The sequence below is a fragment of the Neokomagataea anthophila genome (genome assembly GCF_018122595.1).
Classification (GTDB): domain Bacteria; phylum Pseudomonadota; class Alphaproteobacteria; order Acetobacterales; family Acetobacteraceae; genus Gluconobacter; species Gluconobacter anthophilus.
Map to the genome: position 1 here is coordinate 81188 of NZ_JAGRQH010000001.1, position 17451 is coordinate 98638.

Here is a 17451-nt window from a genome sequence, read left to right on the forward strand (position 1 = left end):
TCATGGCTTCTCATCAATCTCAGCATCCTGAGCCTGAACCGTACCAGAATGCTCAGGAGTGATACCAAGCTTTTCGCCTTGTGGCCCCCGATAATCCGTCAAACGTTCCAGTCCAGAAACTTCCAGTGTCCGCGTTGGGAATGGAATGTCAATGCCACGCGCCTCAAAGCACTTCTTCATGCGGCGATAAAACTGACGCTGCACCGGCCAACGCCCAGCCGTCGTCGTCGGCAAGGTACCACGGACCGTAACAGACCAATCATTAAGTGAATCGACACCCCACATCTGAAAATCATCAATAATCAGATTTTTGAAGTCCGGGTCAGCTCGCATCTCTGCCGTGATGTCATGAATAGCTTTCACAACGTCATCAGTATCAACCGAATATCCAACCTCCGCCACAATAATGGCACGAGCAAAATCACGGTTATAGTTAATGATTTGGTTCAAAGAACTGAACGGGAAGATATTCATTGAACCATCATTCGCCCGTACATGCACTGTACGCAACGAGAGCTTTTCAACAACACCATAAGTCCCGCTCAGCGTCACGGCATCACCGACTGTCAGTGCGTTCTCCATCAGCAAGAAAATCCCGCTGATAAAATCCTGCACCAACTTTTGTGAACCAAAACCCAGCGCCACGCCGAAAATCGATGCACTCGCCAGCAGGGGCGCTGTGTTCACACCAATCTCCGACAAAATCGTAAGCCCAATCACAGCTGATAGGACAACAAGCAAAATGATACGCAACATTGGCTGCAACGTCCGAAAACGCGCGGCCTTTGCCACACCATCCTTAGACTTTGCCAAACGCTGCAAATGCCGTTCGGTCGCAATGCTTACCGCTTCCCAAACCAATACACCGATGAGGAGAGCCACAAGAATTGTCAGAACAGACGAGAAAATATGCTGACCTAAGCCACCTTGCTCAAACAATTCACGAACAGGTGCACCCCATGCCACTGACAACGCGAAAACCGTTACAACCGCTAGAAGCAACGTCACCACATGCTGCACAGCAGGATAATAACGGCTTACGCGCACCTGCGCGTCTTCAGTCAATGATGCCCAATCCGGCAGATGACGGAACAAACGCTCCACACCACCATACGCAACAATGCTCACAACACGCGTCAATGCGACAGCGATACATGTCCGCACAAACAATGTCGTGATCACGGCATAGCCACCGTGAATCTCCGCCGCCCAAACCAGCCACAAGGCCAAGTCAAAGAAAATGGCCGCAATCCACCAGCCATGCCCAATAAAGCGGAGCAAACCCGGAACGCGGCTACGCTCTGCAACCTGCTCACACAGCTTCCAGACGGGCGCACGCCCCCGTAAAATCATAAAGAGCAATTGCAGATGAATAATCAGGGCTAATAACTTGCCCAAAGCACCTACAACAGCATCTGGCATTCCAAAAGATGACAGCACTGTCAAAATAGCCAGACCAAAACCTAAGGTCGTCCCAAGGCGCTTGAGCCACCCAAACCAAAAGCTCGCGCCCTTATTGCCCATAATGAGCAAACGGCGCCACGCTTGCTGCGGTGCAAAGAGCATCTGCACAAAAGCCACAAGACCGCAGGCACCAAAACAACCAATCCATGCGACAGCTTCAATGGCAGCCCCGGTTGCCCCATCGCCCGCATCATCCAGCCCTTCGATCAAGAAAGCAGCGAGCGGGAACATCGCAATTGGCAAAACGTCCAGCACGAACAGGCCGAATGCAAACGGTAAACGACGAAAGGCCAAAACCAGTTTGGACCATGACCCCTGATGCCGCACACGCTGTGCTTCATTCCGCTCTACATCTTCCGCAGACCGCGTGGTGCCGCTCTGCTCAATGGGCATTTCCGCCACTTGGCGTACTTCACGGCGCTCTGCTCGCTCTTCATCAGCATTACGCTGCTGCCCACGCGCCTCCAACGCTGCACGCGGCTTCTTCAAAGCCAACCTGAGCGCTGCAAACAAAACACCCCCAACTGCCAGCAAAACCGCAACACGCAGTAGGACCTTCAAGATCACAGCCTGCTCAGACGGCGCCTGCACGACACCCACGACCCAGACACCTAAAGCACGCACATTCCCAATAGTGCCAATCAGCACATGCGCTTCATGCTGTAAGGACCGTCCAAAATCCACCACGCTGCTCAACATTTGGTCACCCAAACTGTCAGATTGTGGTTTCGCCTTTGGAACACCCGGCACGACACCCGCTGTTTGTGCGGTTGCTAGATTTTTCAACGTGGTCGCAAAAGCTTTGCGCTTTGCATCATCATTCAAAACGCCGAGCAACTGCTGCGCTTGCGCTTGGGTTAAACTTGGAACCGCCGTCCCTTCGGCATGAGCCGTATGAACGCTCCCCAATGCGAAGAGGCATACGACAAAAGCAGCCCCTACTCCGCGCAGACAACGCGCCCAAATTTTAGACCGGTTAACGCGACGATGACCACCACTCTCTGCACTCGGCGCCATAAATGAACTCCTCTTGGACCGTCCTATCACCACCTAAACTACTCTTAAGCGATGATAGAGCCAGACACTTCCCAAAACATGATGCTGGGCCTGCCCTATACTGTGTTTGTGAACGCAGAGTTTCCCCCAGAGGTTCGCTTTTAACCTGATCTTAAACACCTCAATGCTTTTCTAGGCAGACCACGCCACCATTTGGATCACCCCAAACACATGCACCCTTCCCTAAAAAGACCACTCAGCCTGATATGCTGTACCTTCAGCTTGCTCATCAGCGGCTGCAATAATCTGGATGATCTCTCTGAAATTGGCCGCCCACCACGCATGACCAGTATCTCAGACCCCACTTTAGCCGCCAATTATCAGCCCATCACCATGCCCATGCCGCCACTACGCTTACCCCCTCAAGAGCCCTCCAGCTTATGGCACAGCGGCAGTCGCGCCTTCTTCAAAGACCAGCGCGCATCTCAAGTGGGAGATCTCGTCACAATTATTGTCAATATTACCGATAATGCGTCCATGAATGACGGAACAACCGCCCAACGGGATGGTAACCAAAAGCTCGGCATTCCCAATCTGTTTGGCATCAAAGGTAAAATCATTGATGCCCTCACAGGTGCCAATAGCCTCGCGACCAATAGTAGCAGCGGCAATACCGCTACCGGTAAAATTGCCCGAAATGAGAGCGTAACCCTACGCCTTGCAGGGACGATCACACAGGTCTTACCAAACGGAAACTTTGTCGTGATGGGCAAACAGGAAATGCGTGTAAACAGTGAACTTCGAGAACTCGGCGTATCCGGCATCGTACGCCCTCAAGATATCACTGCCGATAACACCGTCACCCATGACCGCATGGCAGAAGCTCGTATCTCATATGGTGGCCGTGGCACACTCAGTCGCCTTCAAACCCCACGATATGGACAGCAAATTATGGATGCCATTTTGCCATTCTAACTAAACCATATGGGCCTAGAAAACTCTCTAGACCACAACCATACGACATAAAAAAAGCGCCCTCTCACATGAGAAGGCGCTTCCACGAAACAGCATAATCAAACGATTATACAATCTCTTTTTAATGACCCGGCTGAGACAAAAGCAAAGCCCACAGAGCCGCAACATCACGTGCCGGCCCTGGATTTTTAATAGAATTGAAGGTCGTCACAGCCTCAGCCTTCTGACCCGCATCCATCTGCGCCATGCCGTATTCCACAACTGCCAGATCTGGATAACGTGGCGACTTTGCCAAGCCAGCCTTCATCAGAGCCAAACCCGCAGGCCCCTGCCCGTTCAGCACAAGGTTATAGCCTGTCGTCAGTGACGGGCCTGCATTCGTTGCGGCCTGAGCGGCTGCCGTATCTTGCGTCAACTGCGCACGATCAGCTGCGGCACGCTGTGCAACAAATGCATGGAACTTGGCCGTAGCCGGTGCTGAAGGACCAACACCCAAAATCTTTGCTGCATAGCCCTGATTAAGCAGGTTCAATGCCAGTTGAGACAAGCCCATCTGAACAGCGCGTTCACCCATATCTTGGAAATCAGACGGATCTTTCAACACACCCGTCTGCAAGCGGAGACGCTCAACATACAGAACCAATGGCGGTTGAAGATTCGGGTTAGCCACCAAATCATGGATCAACATCGCCCAATAATCAGGCTTGTTGTAATACTTTGCGAGCAACACATAGGTATGTGTCTTCGCGTCAGCATCCTTGAGGCTGGTATAGGCCGTGGCCAGCATCTGCAAATGATTTTCTGGCGGAATCTTTCCCGCAGCAATCGTTGCATCAACTTGTGCCTGTGCCGCCTGTGCACAACCTTTCCAATCACCTTGCAGATAATAGCTTTGAATCAAAACCGTCTGCATACGCGTATCAAGCGCATGATCTTTCAGGTAACGCTGCGTCGCTTGAATCGCGAGCGGATAATTCTTCCCGCTATACGCCATCGTTGCTTCGGCCATCAGCATTTGGCCTTTGGCCGCTGCAGGCGTACGGCCACTCGCGATCAAAACATCATATGCTTTGATCGCAGCTGCCGTATTACCGGACTGAGCCGCCACAGCCGCACGCATTTGTGCAGTCGTGTACGCCTCGTACTCGGTCTTGCCCTTAACAGCGTCCGCTGCATCAACAGCGGTCATCGCCTTTGCGTAATCTTTGGATGCAAGGGCAGACTGTGCCTGCTGCAGATCCTTACCAACGGCTTGGCCAAGAACATCGGCTGCCGAAGCCGTACCAAAGAAAGCAAGGCTCAGAGCAGCAGTGCCGACCATGAGCGTTTTACGGGTAAGGTTGAAGCGGTTAAGGGACAAAGACACGAATTACTGTCCTTCCATAAACTGATCTAGACCCACAATGCCGAGCTTCGTGATACCGAGGCGCTGAGCATCAGCCATAACATGGGCAACCGTCTTATAATCTGAAAGGCGGTCAGGGTGAATATGCATTTCTGGTTGATCTGCTTCTGCCGCGGCAGAGGCAAAATGTGACTGCAGCGATGCTTCAGAATCAATCGCTTCGCCATTCCAGGTAATGCTGTTGTCATAACCGATGCTGACCGTAACCAACTTAGGCTGCTCCGCTGATGGCGGAGGATTACCCTGCGGCAGATCGATCGACACAGAATGTGTCTGCAACGGAATAGTAATGATAAGCATGATAAGCAGAACCAACATCACGTCAATCAATGGCGTGGTGTTGATATCGACAATACCTTCGTCTTCGGCACTGCTTCCTACGTTCATACCCATATCGGCGGTCCTTCCTTAAACAATTGAAGGGAGCGCAGAGCCTGAAATTCAGGCCCTGCGACCAACCTTACGAGTGAGGTTGCTCAGTGATGAAATCAACGTGAGCAATACCCGCCTCCTGACACGTGGCCACAACTTGACCAACTGCCATGTACTTCGCTGCACCATCACCACGGACCTGGATCTGTGGTTGCGGCTTTTTCTTCGCCGCTTCCACCAGATGGTTCAACAAGTCATCGCGCGAGTGCATAGGGGTTGTATCCCAATACACCTGCCCGTTTGCAGTCACTGCAAGGACAACATTGCCCGGCTTAGTCTGTGTCGGCTGATTAGCATCAACCGGCAGTTTCACCTTCACCGTATGTGTCGCTACAGGGATCGTGATCAAGAAGATGATCAGCAGCACCAGCATGACGTCGACGAGGGGAGTGGTGTTGATAGCCGACACCACCTCGTCGTCACCGCCGCCTCCTCCGACGTTCATTCCCATGGGATTAGCCTCGGCCGTTGGTTGCAGAAGTCGTCTGCGTTGCTTCTGGAGAAGCACCGTGACGGAAACCACCGATCAGGATGGACTGAACGTCAGCTGCGAAGTTACGCACGCGGTCCATAGCACCCTTGTTACGACGGATCAGCAGGTTGTAACCCAGAACAGCAGGAACAGCCGTTGCCAGACCAATTGCCGTCATGATCAAGGATTCACCGACTGGGCCAGCAACCTTATCGATGGATGCCTGACCGGACATGCCGATTGCTGTCAGGGCGTGATAAATACCCCAAACCGTACCGAACAGACCAACGAACGGAGACGTTGAACCAACGGTACCCAAGAATGCCAGACCGCCTTGCAGACGCGTGTTCACCGTTTCAACCGAACGAGAAATGGACATTTCCGTCCATGAGTGCAGGTCGATGGAGTCACGCATAGAACCGTCATGGTGCTCAGCAGCAACAATACCGGTTTCTGCAATGTAACGGAACGGAGAAGACGCCTTCAGTGACGCTGCACCTTCTTGGATAGAAGGCTTTGACCAGAATTCACGAGCGGATTCTTTAGCAGCGGACAGAACGCGTGCCTGCTCAAGGAACTTCGTGACCATGATCAACCACGTACCAGCGGACATGATCACCATAATGATCAGCACGCTACGTGCGATAATGTCACCATTTGCCCACAGAGCGCCCAGACCATATGGGTTGCCCTTTGGTGCTGTGTCTTCAGCAGGTGCAGAAACTTTTTCAGCAGGCGCTGCGGCATCTGGTGCCGGAGCTGCTGCTGGAGCAGCCGCGTCAGGTGCCGCAGGAGCTGGTGCTGCTGCCGCAGGAGCGGACTGATCAGCCGGAGCTGGAGCAGCCGCAGGCGCAGCAGCCTGAGAAGCGTCCTGAGCGTAGCTGATCGCAGGAGCTACAGCGCCCGTTGCCAGAGCCAGCGTCAGAGCCATAGCGCTGGCCCGGACGGCGCGCGCCTTCGTAGGAGCAGCAAGAGCGGGAAGGCGGAACAGTCTGGTCATGAACTCCATATCCTCAATTAAAATGCTCGAAGCCGAGCGGTCTTAAACTTGGCAGTTCCAAAATCATGATGTTTGGAACCGTATTTTTTATTCCCTCCCCTCGCTCACAAAGGAAACGAAGGGAGAAAGCTCAATTATCGCAACCCATAACCTGCGCTTAGTCGCCCAGGTTAAAGTCCACGTGCAGAATGTGATGATGTTCCATCACAGGCGCACCATTCACAATCGCAGGCTGATATTTAGCCTTCCGCAGGAACTCGAGCGCACTTTCAACAAACTCATGACCACCGCTAGAGCTGACGATCTGACAGTTTGCTGTATAGCCGGTCGGAAGAATATCGCAGCTGGCAGTTACCTTACCTTCGCGGTTTTCTTCTTGTGCTTCTTCCGGATAATCAGGTTTCGCGCCGTTAATAGGACGCGCACCTGCGCTGTGATCAGGAACTGCTGGCACCGGGTTCGGTGTTGGCGGAGCTGGCGTCGGCACAGGCGTCGGCGTCGGGCTCGGCGGAACCGGATGTGGCGGCTTCGTGTGCGTTACACGTTGCACAGCCTTCGGCGGCGGCGGAACACTGATCTTTGGCGGCGGAATATACGGCGGAGGCGGCTGCTCCATCTGCGGCGGTGGCGGCGGTGGAGGTGGCGGCGGTGGCTTAGGCTGCTCTTTGATCACTTCTGTTTTGATCGGCGGCTGCTCGTGGGTAAGCTTGCCCACAGCACCACTCATGAGCGCATAAACGATGCCGCCCATAACCAGCACGGCCACGATGATTGCGACAAGATAATCTGCCGGCTTGCGCTGCTGTGCGGCGTAGCTCTTCATGTCGAAACCTTCTTACCCCTCACTGACAATAGGCAATCGGTACACACATCCCTCATGACATGCGACAACCGATCGAACGCTTTTTTGCAGACACTATGCAAGACAAATCAACATGAACGTCACATGCCTTGCACACATACCCGATATGCTTAATTGGGCAGGCTTCGCCATAATGTGTCAAGCCGATTGTTCATTTCAAAATTATGAAACCGTCATATTTTTTAAACAATTCAGACTGACTGAATGACTAAATACGACATTAATGAATGTTTTCTCTGATAAAAAACGTCTTTTTAAGGGCCAAAACACAAAAAAAAGACCGCTCTTTCGAACGATCTTTTTTTTACAAACTATAAAGAATTTTAGATTCGTAAGCGCAAAAGCTCTTATGCCTCTTTATTGGGCAATAGCACTCGCTTCCGAACGGGTTGCCCCCACGCGTTGCGCCAGAGAAGCGGACATAAAATCATCCAAGGCGCCATCAAGAACGGCGTCTGGATTACCCTTTTCAACGCCCGTACGCAGATCTTTCACCAACTGATATGGCGCCAGAACATACGAGCGGATTTGATGCCCCCAGCCGATATCAGTCTTAGACGCTTCTGTCTGAGCCGCAGCCGCTTCACGCTTTTGCAGCTCTGCCTCGTACATACGTGCACGCAGCATTTCCATCGCCTTCGCACGGTTACGGTGCTGTGAGCGATCCGTTTGACAGGCAACAACAATGCCCGTTGGAATATGCGTGATACGAATAGCAGAATCGGTTTTATTCACGTGCTGACCACCCGCGCCTGAAGCACGGAACGTATCAACGCGCAGGTCAGAATCGTTCACTTCCACTTCAATCGTGTCATCCACAACAGGATAAACCCACACAGAAGCAAAAGAGGTTTGACGACGCGCAGCCGAGTCAAACGGGGAGATACGCACCAAACGATGAACACCCGCTTCCGTCTTCATCCAGCCATAAGCATTGGGCCCGCTGATCTGCACAGTCGTAGACTTAATGCCAGCTTGCTCACCTTCACTGCCTTCAATGAAGGTCACCTTATAACCATGCTGCTCAGCCCAGCGCGTATACATACGCAGGATCATTTGAGCCCAATCCTGCGCTTCCGTGCCGCCCGCGCCAGCATTGACTTCTAAGTAACAGTCATTGCTGTCTGCTTCACCAGACAGAAGGCTCTCAATCTCACGCTTATGCGTATCCGCAGCGATAGCGCGCAGCGAAGCAATGGCATCCTGTACCATCCCTTCATCGCCTTCCATTTCTGCCAATTCAACAAGCTCAAGCGTGCTGCTGACTTCTTCTTCAATCTGTTCAACGCCCTCAATTTGGTTCGCGAGCGTTGTCCGTTCACGCATTAATTTTTGCGCAAGGGCTGCATCATTCCAAAGTTCAGGGTCTTCAGAGCGGTGATTTAATTCTTCAAGCCGGGTTTTAGAGACATCCCAGTTAAAGATGCCTCCTCAGCAGTGCCACCGACTGCTTGATTTGCTCCGCAAGGGCCTCAGTTTCGGCCGACATATTCTTTCTCCATTCGCAAAAATGGTCCCACCACTACGGTGCTCCCACAACGAAAGCGCCCCTCAGTACAACCCGCCGACACCAATGTCACCCTCAGCCGAATCCGGTTTTTGCGGTGCAGGCGTATTCGGTGCGGCTGTATGCCCTGAAGATGCAGCTGAATTCTCAGGGGCGTTCCCCATATCGTTTTCACTGTCAGACACGACAGAATCGGCCCCAGTGTCGGTCGCCGTTAATGCCTCTGTACCAGCACCAAAGCCATGCAACGTAACCGATACACCCGGAACCTGATCGGGCTTAAACCCGTCAACTGCCTCTACACGACCTGTATTGTAGCGCGCCAATGTAATCTCCGCAGGAACTCGGAAATCAACACGTGGACGGTCTGCCAACGCGGCTTTCATGATGCGGTTCCAAATAGGTGCCGCAATGCGCCCGCCATCAGCATTCTTTCCCAATGTCTCTGGCGTATCGTAACCAACCCATACAACCGTCACGAGATCAGGGGAAAACCCAGCGAACCACGCGTCATGGAAATCCTGGCTCGTCCCTGTTTTCCCAGCAATGGGCCGGTCAATCCCTTCCCCAGCCAAGCGGCCCGTACCATTCGCAATCACGTCCTTCAACATTGTAATGACCTGATACGAACTTGCTTCGCTTGCCAGAACAGGGCGGGTGTCATTCAGAAGCGGCACAACTGCACCACTCGACACTGTTGGCGTTGGCGTTGGCGTTGGCGTTGGCGTTGGCGTTGGCGTTGGCGTTGGCGTTGGGACAGGAGGCATCTGCTGCCCCGCCGTCAACGATAACGCGCTAGAGTGCCACAAAATATCTCCAGCTCGGTCTTGAATATCATCAATCAAGCTTGGCTGAACGACATGCCCACCATTAGCAATACTCGCATAAGCTGCCGCCTCTTTCAGAACCGTCGTCTCGACTGCACCCAGCGCTGCTGGCAGCACGCGCGGCATTTGGTCAACAAGTCCTGCCTTTTCTGCCGTATCCGCAACCGCTTTCATACCCAAATGCGCCGCTACACGGATCGTGACCAGGTTCCGACTTTCCCGCAATGCATCGTGTAGGGTCGTCGGTCCCCAGTTATCATGTTCATAGTTACGTGGGTGCCAATTCCCGTAAGAAACGGGAGAATCATCAAACTTTTCAGAGGGTGAAATACCCTGCTCCATCGCCGCCAAATACACAAATGGCTTAAACGATGACCCCGGCTGACGCAGCGCCTGTGTCGCACGGTTAAACTGGCTCTCACGGAAGGACCATCCCCCAACCAAAGCCAGAACACGACCGGTGCGCGCATCCATCGTTACTGCGGCCCCCTCCACTTGAGGGATTTGCCGCAACGATACGGTCCCATTCGCTTGCGGTTGAACCATGATGGCGTCACCCGCTTGTATCAGACGCATACGACGCGCCCATACAATATCGGACCATAGCAAGGTCGCAGTGCGCGGCACCCCATGCTCGACCCAGCCAACACGGTTACCACCGGGCAGCAGCATACCAAGCCGCCACTCTGGCAGCATGCCAGCAGGCGCGACGACCCGATCTAACTGCGCTGTCCAATTACTGTCCGTGACGCCCTCTACATGCCGTACCGGGCCACGCCACCCCGTCCGCGCACGATCATAGGTCACCAAGCCTTCACGCAGGATACGTGTCGCAGCAGCTTGGAGACCATGATTCATACTCGTATGAACCTCAAGCCCACCATTGAGAGCACGATCTTCACCATACTGCCCGATAAGCTGACGCCGCACTTCAGCGCCGAACCACTCTGAATCCGCCAACGGCCCAAAGCGTGGGCTGCGCTCTGGAAGAAGCGGTTCTTGCTTATCTTGCTCTGCCTGATCACGATCCAAAACCCCATTCTCAACCATCAAGTCCAGAACAAGATTACGGCGCACCAATGCGGCCTGAGGGTGCAAATACGGATTATAATGCGTCGGAGATTTCGGGAGTGCTGCCAAAGATGCGGCTTCTGCATCCGTCAATTGATCTAAAGGCTTATTAAAATACGTCTGCGCAGCGGCTGCCACACCAAAAACGCCATTCCCAAGATCAATACCATTCAAATAGATTTCGAGAATCTTATCTTTCGATAGAACCTCTTCCATTTTAATAGCGAGAAGCGCTTCTTTGAACTTACGCTCCAGAGTCAGCACGTTACTGTTCAGCAGCATGACCTTTGCCACTTGCTGCGTAATCGTCGAAGCCCCTAATGGCCGTCGCCCATGCCGTGCGAATAAATCCGTCACACCCGCACGTGCAATCGCCATCATATCTACACCGCCATGGCTGTAGAAATTATGATCTTCCGTCGCGAGGAAAGCTTTTTTTACACGATCTGGAATCGCATCAATCGGAACAAAAATACGCCGTTCACTGGCCAATTGCGCCATCAGTTGATCATCAGATGTATAAATCCGACTAACCGTTGGCGGCTGATAGACCTGCAAACTATCAATACTTGGCAGATCCGCCAGTAACTTCGCGTAAGTCGCCCAGGCTAAGACACCTGCCCCTAACGCCCCAACCAGACCAACGCCGGCTGTGACCGCCAGAGCTTGGCGAAAACGACGAAAACGCGGCCGTATAATCGGCCGACCTTTATTGTCATGAGGATGACGGGAGCGATAGCGAGGATGCGTCATAAGCGTTTGATAACATCGTTCTGAGGCGCCGTCGCCCCTTACTGACACCGAATCCCGTCAGGAACGGAGCGCATCGACCATCTTTATTTTATAAAACAGGAAAAAACTGGTGCTGCTGGCGAGGATTGAACTCGCGACCTCTCCCTTACCAAGGGAGTGCTCTACCACTGAGCTACAGCAGCCCGCTGCCTTGGCGGGGTACCTATCGTCTTACCGCGCCAAGTGCAACCCCCAATCAGTCGTCGCGGTGGATTTTTTCCATCCGCTCATGACGTTCTTGGGCATCAATCGACAGAGTCGCTATAGGACGCGCTTCTAAACGCTTCAAACCAATCGGGTCTCCGGTCTCTTCACAGTAACCGTAAACATTGTCTTCAACTTTTTGGAGAGCCATATTAATTTTTGTAATTAACTTACGCGCACGGTCACGCGTACGTAATTCAAAAGCCCGATCCGTTTCGACACTTGCCCGATCAGAAATATCAGATTCGTGAATACCACCTTCTGAGAGGCTGGCCAGCGTTCCGTCTGCTTCTTTCAAGAGCTCTGCGCGCCAGCGCAGCAGCTTTTGGCGAAAATATTCGACCTGAAGCGGATTCATGAACTCTTCGTCGTCGGAAGGGGTATAGTCCGGCGGCAACGTAATCATGCGCATCCAATCCCTGCAATTCTGCCGATAATCCGGCATAGTCACTCCGCAGTGACCTCGAGCGGCTTATAACCACACGAACAGCATTAGCCAAGCCCACCTCAAAAGACAAAAAGAGATAAAATACCTCATAAATTAGTAATTTATTTACCTATAAGCCCCAAAATTTTTTCTGACCGTTCACACTTCTTCGCTGTCAGGACATCACTTTCTCATGCCGCACCTCTTCCAGCACATGTTGAAACAGGTCGGATTACTCTGCGCAGCCGTCCTTATAGTCTCAACGCTGTTTTCTCTACACAGTCACGCTGCCACAGTACGCATCAAAGATATTACCGATATGGAAGGGGTTCGAAGTAACCAACTCATCGGTTACGGCCTTGTCGTTGGCCTGAATGGTACCGGAGACCGCCTCACCAACTCCATTTTTACCCGTGAAACATTAATTTCAATGCTGAACCGTCTGGGCGTCAATATCCGCGACCAAGAACGGCAATTACAAACCCACGATATTGCTGCCGTTATGGTAACGGCTGACCTTCCCGCCTTTGTCCATGGAGGCAACCGCATAGATGTCACGATTTCAGCGGTCGGGGATGCCACGTCTCTTACAGGGGGGACCCTTTTAGTTACCCCTCTTATGGCTGCCGATGGCGAAGTCTATGCCGTGGCGCAGGGCAGCATGGTCACCAATGCTTTCAGCGCACGTGGCGCCGCCGCCTCCATTACACGCAATGTCCCCACCAGCGGCCATATTGCCAACGGCGCCATCGTCGAACGCGAGGTCCCTTTTAATCTCAAAAACCGCCAAAGCTTGCACCTCAGCTTACGCAACCCAGACCTTACAACCGCCAATCGCATCAAAACGGTCATTAACCACACACTCGGCCCCATCGCATCTTTGGAAGACCCTCGCACTATCACATTAGACCTCTCTTCCGCGGACCCCGTTTCAACACTAACCCGCATTGGAGATTTAATGGTCACACCAGACACCCCCGCAAAAGTCATCATTGATGAAGCCAGTGGCACCATCATTATGGGGGCGAACGTCCGCATCAGCACTGTTGCCATTGCTCAAGGCAACTTAACGGTGCAAATCACCGAAGACCCGGCCGTTTCTCAACCCGGCCCCTTTGGAAACGGACAAACAGCCATCGTCCCACGCACCAATGTCGCGGTCGATACGGGCCATAACCACCACCTCACAACCATGCCCAGCGGCACATCACTTCACGAGCTTGTCGCTGGTTTAAATGCCCTCGGCGTGGGGCCGCGTGATCTCATCAGCATTTTACAAGCCATTAAAGCCGATGGTGCCCTCCAAGCGGAGCTCGAAATTCGATGAGCACATCATTACCCATTACTAAACAACACATCCCGTCTTTGCCCAATGCTGATCCCAGCACTTCCCAGCATAAAACCGACAAAGCCGCTCATGACTTCGAAGCCATGACCATTAATCAAATGCTGCAACCGATGTTCGAAACTGAAGACACCTCAGACAATATGTTCAGCGGAGGTGCTGGGGAGAAACAATTCAAGCCAATGCTTATTGAGCAGATCTCTCAAAACATGGAGAAAAATGGCGGCATTGGCCTGAGTGATGCCCTTCAAAAACAAATGCTGGCCATGCAGGAGCACGCATGAACCCGATCGTCTCACGCCTTATGGCGCTTTTAGATATTCTACGTTCCGAAAATCAGGCCCTAGAAACGGCACAGCTTCCTCATGCATTGGCTTTACTGCCGCAAAAGCAAGCCGCTACAGAGGCTCTCACACAAGCCGTGCAAAACGCTACGCCCAAACCACACATCGCATCAAACGCTGAAAACCAACACCACCATTTAATCGAAGAATTTTCTACGCTCACAGCGCGTAACGCAGCCTTATTACAACGCGCAATCTCAGCACAGCGGCGCGTAGTCGAATTACTCACCGCGCCACCGCCAGAGGCTGAACCACACAGTTACGGACAAAAAGGCGGTTACACATCCACGAGCACCGCCGCACATACGCCGTTCTTTATCAATAACGCCTAAACATTAATTTTGCGCGAGAACCTGCCGGCTAACTTTTACTTTCGCAACACGTCGGCGGTCCATTTCCAGCACTTCAAACAACCAACCTTCAAACGCCACCTTGTCCCCCACTGCAGGAACACGACGCAGCATGGCCAACAAAATACCGCCTAACGTATGATAGCTGCCCCCGCCCGGCAAATTGGCGAGGTCCAGTCGCGCGCGCAACTCATCAGCAGGCATAAAGCCATCAAACAAGTACTCTTCTTCTCCCGGCGCAGCTTGAAGCTCCGCAGGGCCGACATCGACAGCCTCTTCACCAACAATGGCCTCAAAAACATCAGATGCCGTCACGATACCTTCGAAAGAGCCATATTCATCCAAGACGAAAGTAATGCCCAAGTTCACACCGCGCATACGCTCAATCATATCCTGCGCGCTTAAACTGTCCGGGATAACGGGCGGCGTTCGCAGCACAGCATCAACAGAAATAGGCTTTTTCTGAAGCAGACGGTCCATGATGTCTTTGGCGAGAATAACGCCAATAGGATGATCAACATCCCCCTCACAGACCACAATCCGCGCATGTTGTGAGGCACGCAATTTCTGAAGAAGCGTCTCTTCATCCGCCTCTCGATCAATCCAGAAAAGCTCATTACGCGGGGTCATAATCGCCCGCACAGGACGGTCCGCCAGACGAAGCAAGCGTTCAATCATGAACTGCTCATCTGTCTCCAGTACACCGGCCCGTGCACTTTCAGCCAAAACCGCGCGCAACTCTTCTTCCGTCACGGCCTCACGCGGCATGGAGCCAACACGCAGCAGACGCAGCACCAAGGACGATGCACCGCTCAACAACCACACAACAGGCTGCGCCACACGTGCCACAGCCACCAACAACCACGACAAACGCGCAGCCGTCCGCTCTGGCTTTTGCAAAGCAATTTGCTTAGGGACCAACTCCCCAAAAACCAGCATGGCAAACGTAATTAACGCGACCACAACAACCGTGGATAGTTCTTCCGCCGCAGGCCGAAGGAACGGAATAAGCGCGATCTTGTCACGCACCCCGGCTTCAATCTCACTGCCGCCGAAGGTACCTTCCAAAATCGACACAAGCGTCATACCGACTTGTACTGTCGGCAAGAAAGAATGCGGATTCTCAGAAAGCCGTAATGCCGCTGCCGCACCGCTCACCCCTTGCCGCGCCAAGACTTCAAGTCGTGGCCTTTTAGCAGAGATAAGCGCCAATTCTCCCATCGCGAACACAGCGTTGATGAGAATGAGCAAACCAATAATAAGGATAGGGGTCAGCATAATCGAACCGATATCATGCGCTCAGCATACGAGGTTCAGACGGAAAACACCATAATTTACCACGCCCCACCTGAGCATCACGCAAAAGCACTCAGCCGTCACCATGCCTCCCCCCCTAAGAGTGAGAGGAAAACTTTCCCATCATCCCATAAAAAAAGACCAGCCCTATGAAGAGCTGGTCTTTTCCGAAACAGACAATACGCGACGAAATCAGTCCGCTGCGTTCGCCGTTACTGCATCCGCAACACGTCCATTCACACGCACGCGCGGGCCACGAGCAGGCTTGCCCTTCGTCGTCAGGCGTTCCATTTGCTGTGCAACCTGTGCGTCGTAGTCATATTCCGCAGAGCGTTGGTTCGCCAATGAAATTTCCGGCACCATCGGCTTCTCTGTTTCTGGACCAAACAGTGCAACCTTTGCGATATGCCAAGGACGACGCACCGCATCCATCACAGCCGTGGATTCATAACCTGAGTGCACCATACAATCTGCGCATTTCTCATACGCACCCGTACCGTACTGCTCCCACGCCGTATCTTCCATCAGCTCCTTAAAGGACTTGGCATAGCCTTCACCCAAAAGGTAGCACGGACGCTGCCAGCCAAAGACTGTACGCAGCGGCTTGCCCCATGGGGTGCAGTGGTAATTTTCATTACCAGCCAAGAAGTTCAGGAAGAGAGGTGACTGCGTAAAGCGCCACTTCTTGCCCTTGCCCAGACGGAAAATATCACGGAACAACTGCTTGGTTTTCTGACGATTCAGGAAGTGTTCCTGATCCGGTGCACGCTCATAAGCGTAACCCGGTGCCGTCATAATACCATCAACACCCATCGCCATGACTTCGTCAAAGAACGCAGCCACACGCTCAGGCATTGCACCATCAAACAATGTGCAGTTGATGGACACACGGAAACCACGTGCCTTTGCAGCACGAATAGCAGCCGTTGCACGTTCAAACACGCCTTCCTGACACACAGACGAATCATGCATCAGTTTGTCGCCATCCAGATGGATGTCCCATGAGAAGAAAGGAGACGGCTCGTAATCGTCCAGCTTCTTCTCAAGCAACAGACCATTGGTGCACAAATAGACGTATTTCTTACGTGCAATCAGCCCCTTAATGATCTGCGGCATGTCTTTATGCAGCAGCGGCTCACCACCAGCCACAGCAATGACGGGTGCGCCTGCTTCGGCATCAGCATCCAAACATTCCTGCAAGCTCATGCGCTGGTTCAAGATCTGCGCAGGGTAATCAATCTTACCACAGCCCGCGCAGGCCAAGTTACAGCGGAAAAGCGGCTCAAGCATCAGCACCAGCGGATACCGCTTCCGACCCGTCAGGTGCTGTTTGACAACGTACCGTCCGACCCGGACAGCCTGCATCAAGGGTACGGCCATTATAATCCTCAGATTCTGAACACCAGAGAGACCCCTCAGGGTTTAAAACTCTAGCGCCTTACTTTGACATCGATCACGGGGGTAACAAGTACCTGCTGCTACGACTTTATGCAAAAGCGCACCGCGCAGATACTTTTTCCCTAAAGTTCACGCAAAAACGCGCGTTCCCATAAAGCACCCGGCAATCCTTAATTGCGGGCTATACCCCGATAGCCTCATGCCTCTCAATGTTCGTCAACCCTATTCCTTCCGCCCCTGTGGCAAATTCATCACATTTTTGCCGCACCAACGGGGTATAGCCT

15 protein-coding genes and 1 tRNA gene are annotated in these 17451 nt (G+C 52.8%); 4 read left to right on the forward strand and 12 right to left on the reverse strand.

What is annotated here, in order from left to right; translation table 11 throughout:
* Complete coding sequence (locus KB213_RS00370) at positions 1 to 2481, reverse strand: mechanosensitive ion channel domain-containing protein (RefSeq protein ID WP_211679822.1); 2481 nt, start codon at positions 2479 to 2481, stop codon at positions 1 to 3.
* A gap of 210 nt (positions 2482 to 2691) precedes the next feature.
* Here KB213_RS00370 and flgH point away from each other — a divergent pair, with 210 nt between their 5' ends.
* Entirely contained in the window at positions 2692 to 3435 is a 744-nt protein-coding gene (gene flgH, locus KB213_RS00375) for a flagellar basal body L-ring protein FlgH (protein ID WP_211679824.1), read from the forward strand.
* Between the two features lie 121 nt (positions 3436 to 3556).
* Here the strand turns inward: flgH and KB213_RS00380 are convergent, their stop codons facing one another.
* The 9 genes from KB213_RS00380 to dksA form a co-directional block, all read right to left on the reverse strand.
* Positions 3557 to 4801, reverse strand: a complete 1245-nt coding sequence (locus KB213_RS00380) for a hypothetical protein (RefSeq protein WP_346266635.1) — start codon at positions 4799 to 4801, stop codon at positions 3557 to 3559.
* A 3-nt stretch (positions 4802 to 4804) separates the two neighbouring features.
* Entirely contained in the window at positions 4805 to 5233 is a 429-nt protein-coding gene (locus KB213_RS00385; RefSeq protein ID WP_068167997.1) for an ExbD/TolR family protein, read from the reverse strand.
* A gap of 67 nt (positions 5234 to 5300) precedes the next feature.
* Entirely contained in the window at positions 5301 to 5723 is a 423-nt protein-coding gene (locus KB213_RS00390; RefSeq protein WP_068167994.1) for an ExbD/TolR family protein, read from the reverse strand.
* 4 nt (positions 5724 to 5727) lie between these two features.
* Positions 5728 to 6744, reverse strand: coding sequence for a MotA/TolQ/ExbB proton channel family protein (locus KB213_RS00395; RefSeq protein WP_211679827.1), 1017 nt, complete (start codon positions 6742 to 6744; stop codon positions 5728 to 5730).
* A 157-nt stretch (positions 6745 to 6901) separates the two neighbouring features.
* Positions 6902 to 7567 carry an energy transducer TonB gene (locus KB213_RS00400; RefSeq protein WP_211679831.1) on the reverse strand — a complete coding sequence of 222 codons (666 nt, stop codon included), beginning with the start codon at positions 7565 to 7567 and terminating at the stop codon, positions 6902 to 6904.
* Between the two features lie 396 nt (positions 7568 to 7963).
* Positions 7964 to 9095, reverse strand: a protein-coding gene (prfB, locus tag KB213_RS00405; protein WP_211679834.1) for a peptide chain release factor 2 whose coding sequence is annotated in 2 segments (ribosomal slippage) — positions 7964 to 9025 and positions 9027 to 9095 — 1131 coding nt in all. Because the reading frame shifts where the segments join, the coding sequence is not laid out codon by codon here.
* A 62-nt stretch (positions 9096 to 9157) separates the two neighbouring features.
* The gene (locus KB213_RS00410) at positions 9158 to 11764 is read right to left on the reverse strand and encodes a penicillin-binding protein 1A (RefSeq protein WP_211679837.1); all 2607 of its coding nucleotides are present in this window, start codon (positions 11762 to 11764) and stop codon (positions 9158 to 9160) included.
* A gap of 107 nt (positions 11765 to 11871) precedes the next feature.
* Positions 11872 to 11946: transfer RNA gene (locus tag KB213_RS00415), tRNA-Thr, on the reverse strand.
* A 53-nt stretch (positions 11947 to 11999) separates the two neighbouring features.
* On the reverse strand, positions 12000 to 12413 hold the full coding sequence (gene dksA, locus KB213_RS00420) for an RNA polymerase-binding protein DksA (protein ID WP_068168175.1): 414 nt from the start codon (positions 12411 to 12413) through the stop codon (positions 12000 to 12002).
* A gap of 214 nt (positions 12414 to 12627) precedes the next feature.
* Here dksA and KB213_RS00425 point away from each other — a divergent pair, with 214 nt between their 5' ends.
* The 3 genes from KB213_RS00425 to KB213_RS00435 are packed head-to-tail and all read left to right on the forward strand — an operon-like array spanning position 12628 to position 14455.
* The gene (locus tag KB213_RS00425; RefSeq protein ID WP_211679839.1) at positions 12628 to 13761 is read left to right on the forward strand and encodes a flagellar basal body P-ring protein FlgI; all 1134 of its coding nucleotides are present in this window, start codon (positions 12628 to 12630) and stop codon (positions 13759 to 13761) included.
* A complete protein-coding gene (locus tag KB213_RS00430) occupies positions 13758 to 14063 on the forward strand; it encodes a rod-binding protein (protein WP_211679844.1) in 306 nt (101 codons plus the stop codon). The genes KB213_RS00425 and KB213_RS00430 overlap by 4 nt, the downstream gene beginning before the upstream one ends.
* Positions 14060 to 14455 carry a flagellar protein FlgN gene (locus tag KB213_RS00435; RefSeq protein WP_211679847.1) on the forward strand — a complete coding sequence of 132 codons (396 nt, stop codon included), beginning with the start codon at positions 14060 to 14062 and terminating at the stop codon, positions 14453 to 14455. Before KB213_RS00430 ends, KB213_RS00435 begins: the two co-directional genes overlap by 4 nt.
* Positions 14456 to 14458: 3 nt before the next feature.
* On the opposite strand, the gene KB213_RS00440 is transcribed toward KB213_RS00435, so the two are convergent.
* Together KB213_RS00440 and hpnH are read right to left on the reverse strand one after the other, a co-directional pair.
* Entirely contained in the window at positions 14459 to 15751 is a 1293-nt protein-coding gene (locus KB213_RS00440) for a hemolysin family protein (protein WP_211679850.1), read from the reverse strand.
* Between the two features lie 210 nt (positions 15752 to 15961).
* Entirely contained in the window at positions 15962 to 17149 is a 1188-nt protein-coding gene (gene hpnH / locus KB213_RS00445) for an adenosyl-hopene transferase HpnH (RefSeq protein ID WP_211679853.1), read from the reverse strand.
* Positions 17150 to 17451 lie beyond the last annotated feature (302 nt).

What these genes read in the sequence shown, in the direction of transcription:
- KB213_RS00400 (WP_211679831.1), bottom strand. Translation starts at nt 7,567, where the DNA reads ATGAAGAGCTACGCCGCACAGCAGCGCAAGCCGGCAGATTATCTTGTC.
- KB213_RS00370 (WP_211679822.1), bottom strand. Translation starts at nt 2,481, where the DNA reads ATGGCGCCGAGTGCAGAGAGTGGTGGTCATCGTCGCGTTAACCGGTCT.
- KB213_RS00395 (WP_211679827.1), bottom strand. Translation starts at nt 6,744, where the DNA reads ATGACCAGACTGTTCCGCCTTCCCGCTCTTGCTGCTCCTACGAAGGCG.
- KB213_RS00410 (WP_211679837.1), bottom strand. Translation starts at nt 11,764, where the DNA reads ATGACGCATCCTCGCTATCGCTCCCGTCATCCTCATGACAATAAAGGT.
- KB213_RS00440 (WP_211679850.1), bottom strand. Translation starts at nt 15,751, where the DNA reads ATGCTGACCCCTATCCTTATTATTGGTTTGCTCATTCTCATCAACGCT.
- KB213_RS00385 (WP_068167997.1), bottom strand. Translation starts at nt 5,233, where the DNA reads ATGGGTATGAACGTAGGAAGCAGTGCCGAAGACGAAGGTATTGTCGAT.
- KB213_RS00435 (WP_211679847.1), top strand. Translation starts at nt 14,060, where the DNA reads ATGAACCCGATCGTCTCACGCCTTATGGCGCTTTTAGATATTCTACGT.
- KB213_RS00430 (WP_211679844.1), top strand. Translation starts at nt 13,758, where the DNA reads ATGAGCACATCATTACCCATTACTAAACAACACATCCCGTCTTTGCCC.
- hpnH (WP_211679853.1), bottom strand. Translation starts at nt 17,149, where the DNA reads ATGGCCGTACCCTTGATGCAGGCTGTCCGGGTCGGACGGTACGTTGTC.
- flgH (WP_211679824.1), top strand. Translation starts at nt 2,692, where the DNA reads ATGCACCCTTCCCTAAAAAGACCACTCAGCCTGATATGCTGTACCTTC.
- dksA (WP_068168175.1), bottom strand. Translation starts at nt 12,413, where the DNA reads ATGATTACGTTGCCGCCGGACTATACCCCTTCCGACGACGAAGAGTTC.
- KB213_RS00425 (WP_211679839.1), top strand. Translation starts at nt 12,628, where the DNA reads ATGCCGCACCTCTTCCAGCACATGTTGAAACAGGTCGGATTACTCTGC.
- KB213_RS00390 (WP_068167994.1), bottom strand. Translation starts at nt 5,723, where the DNA reads ATGGGAATGAACGTCGGAGGAGGCGGCGGTGACGACGAGGTGGTGTCG.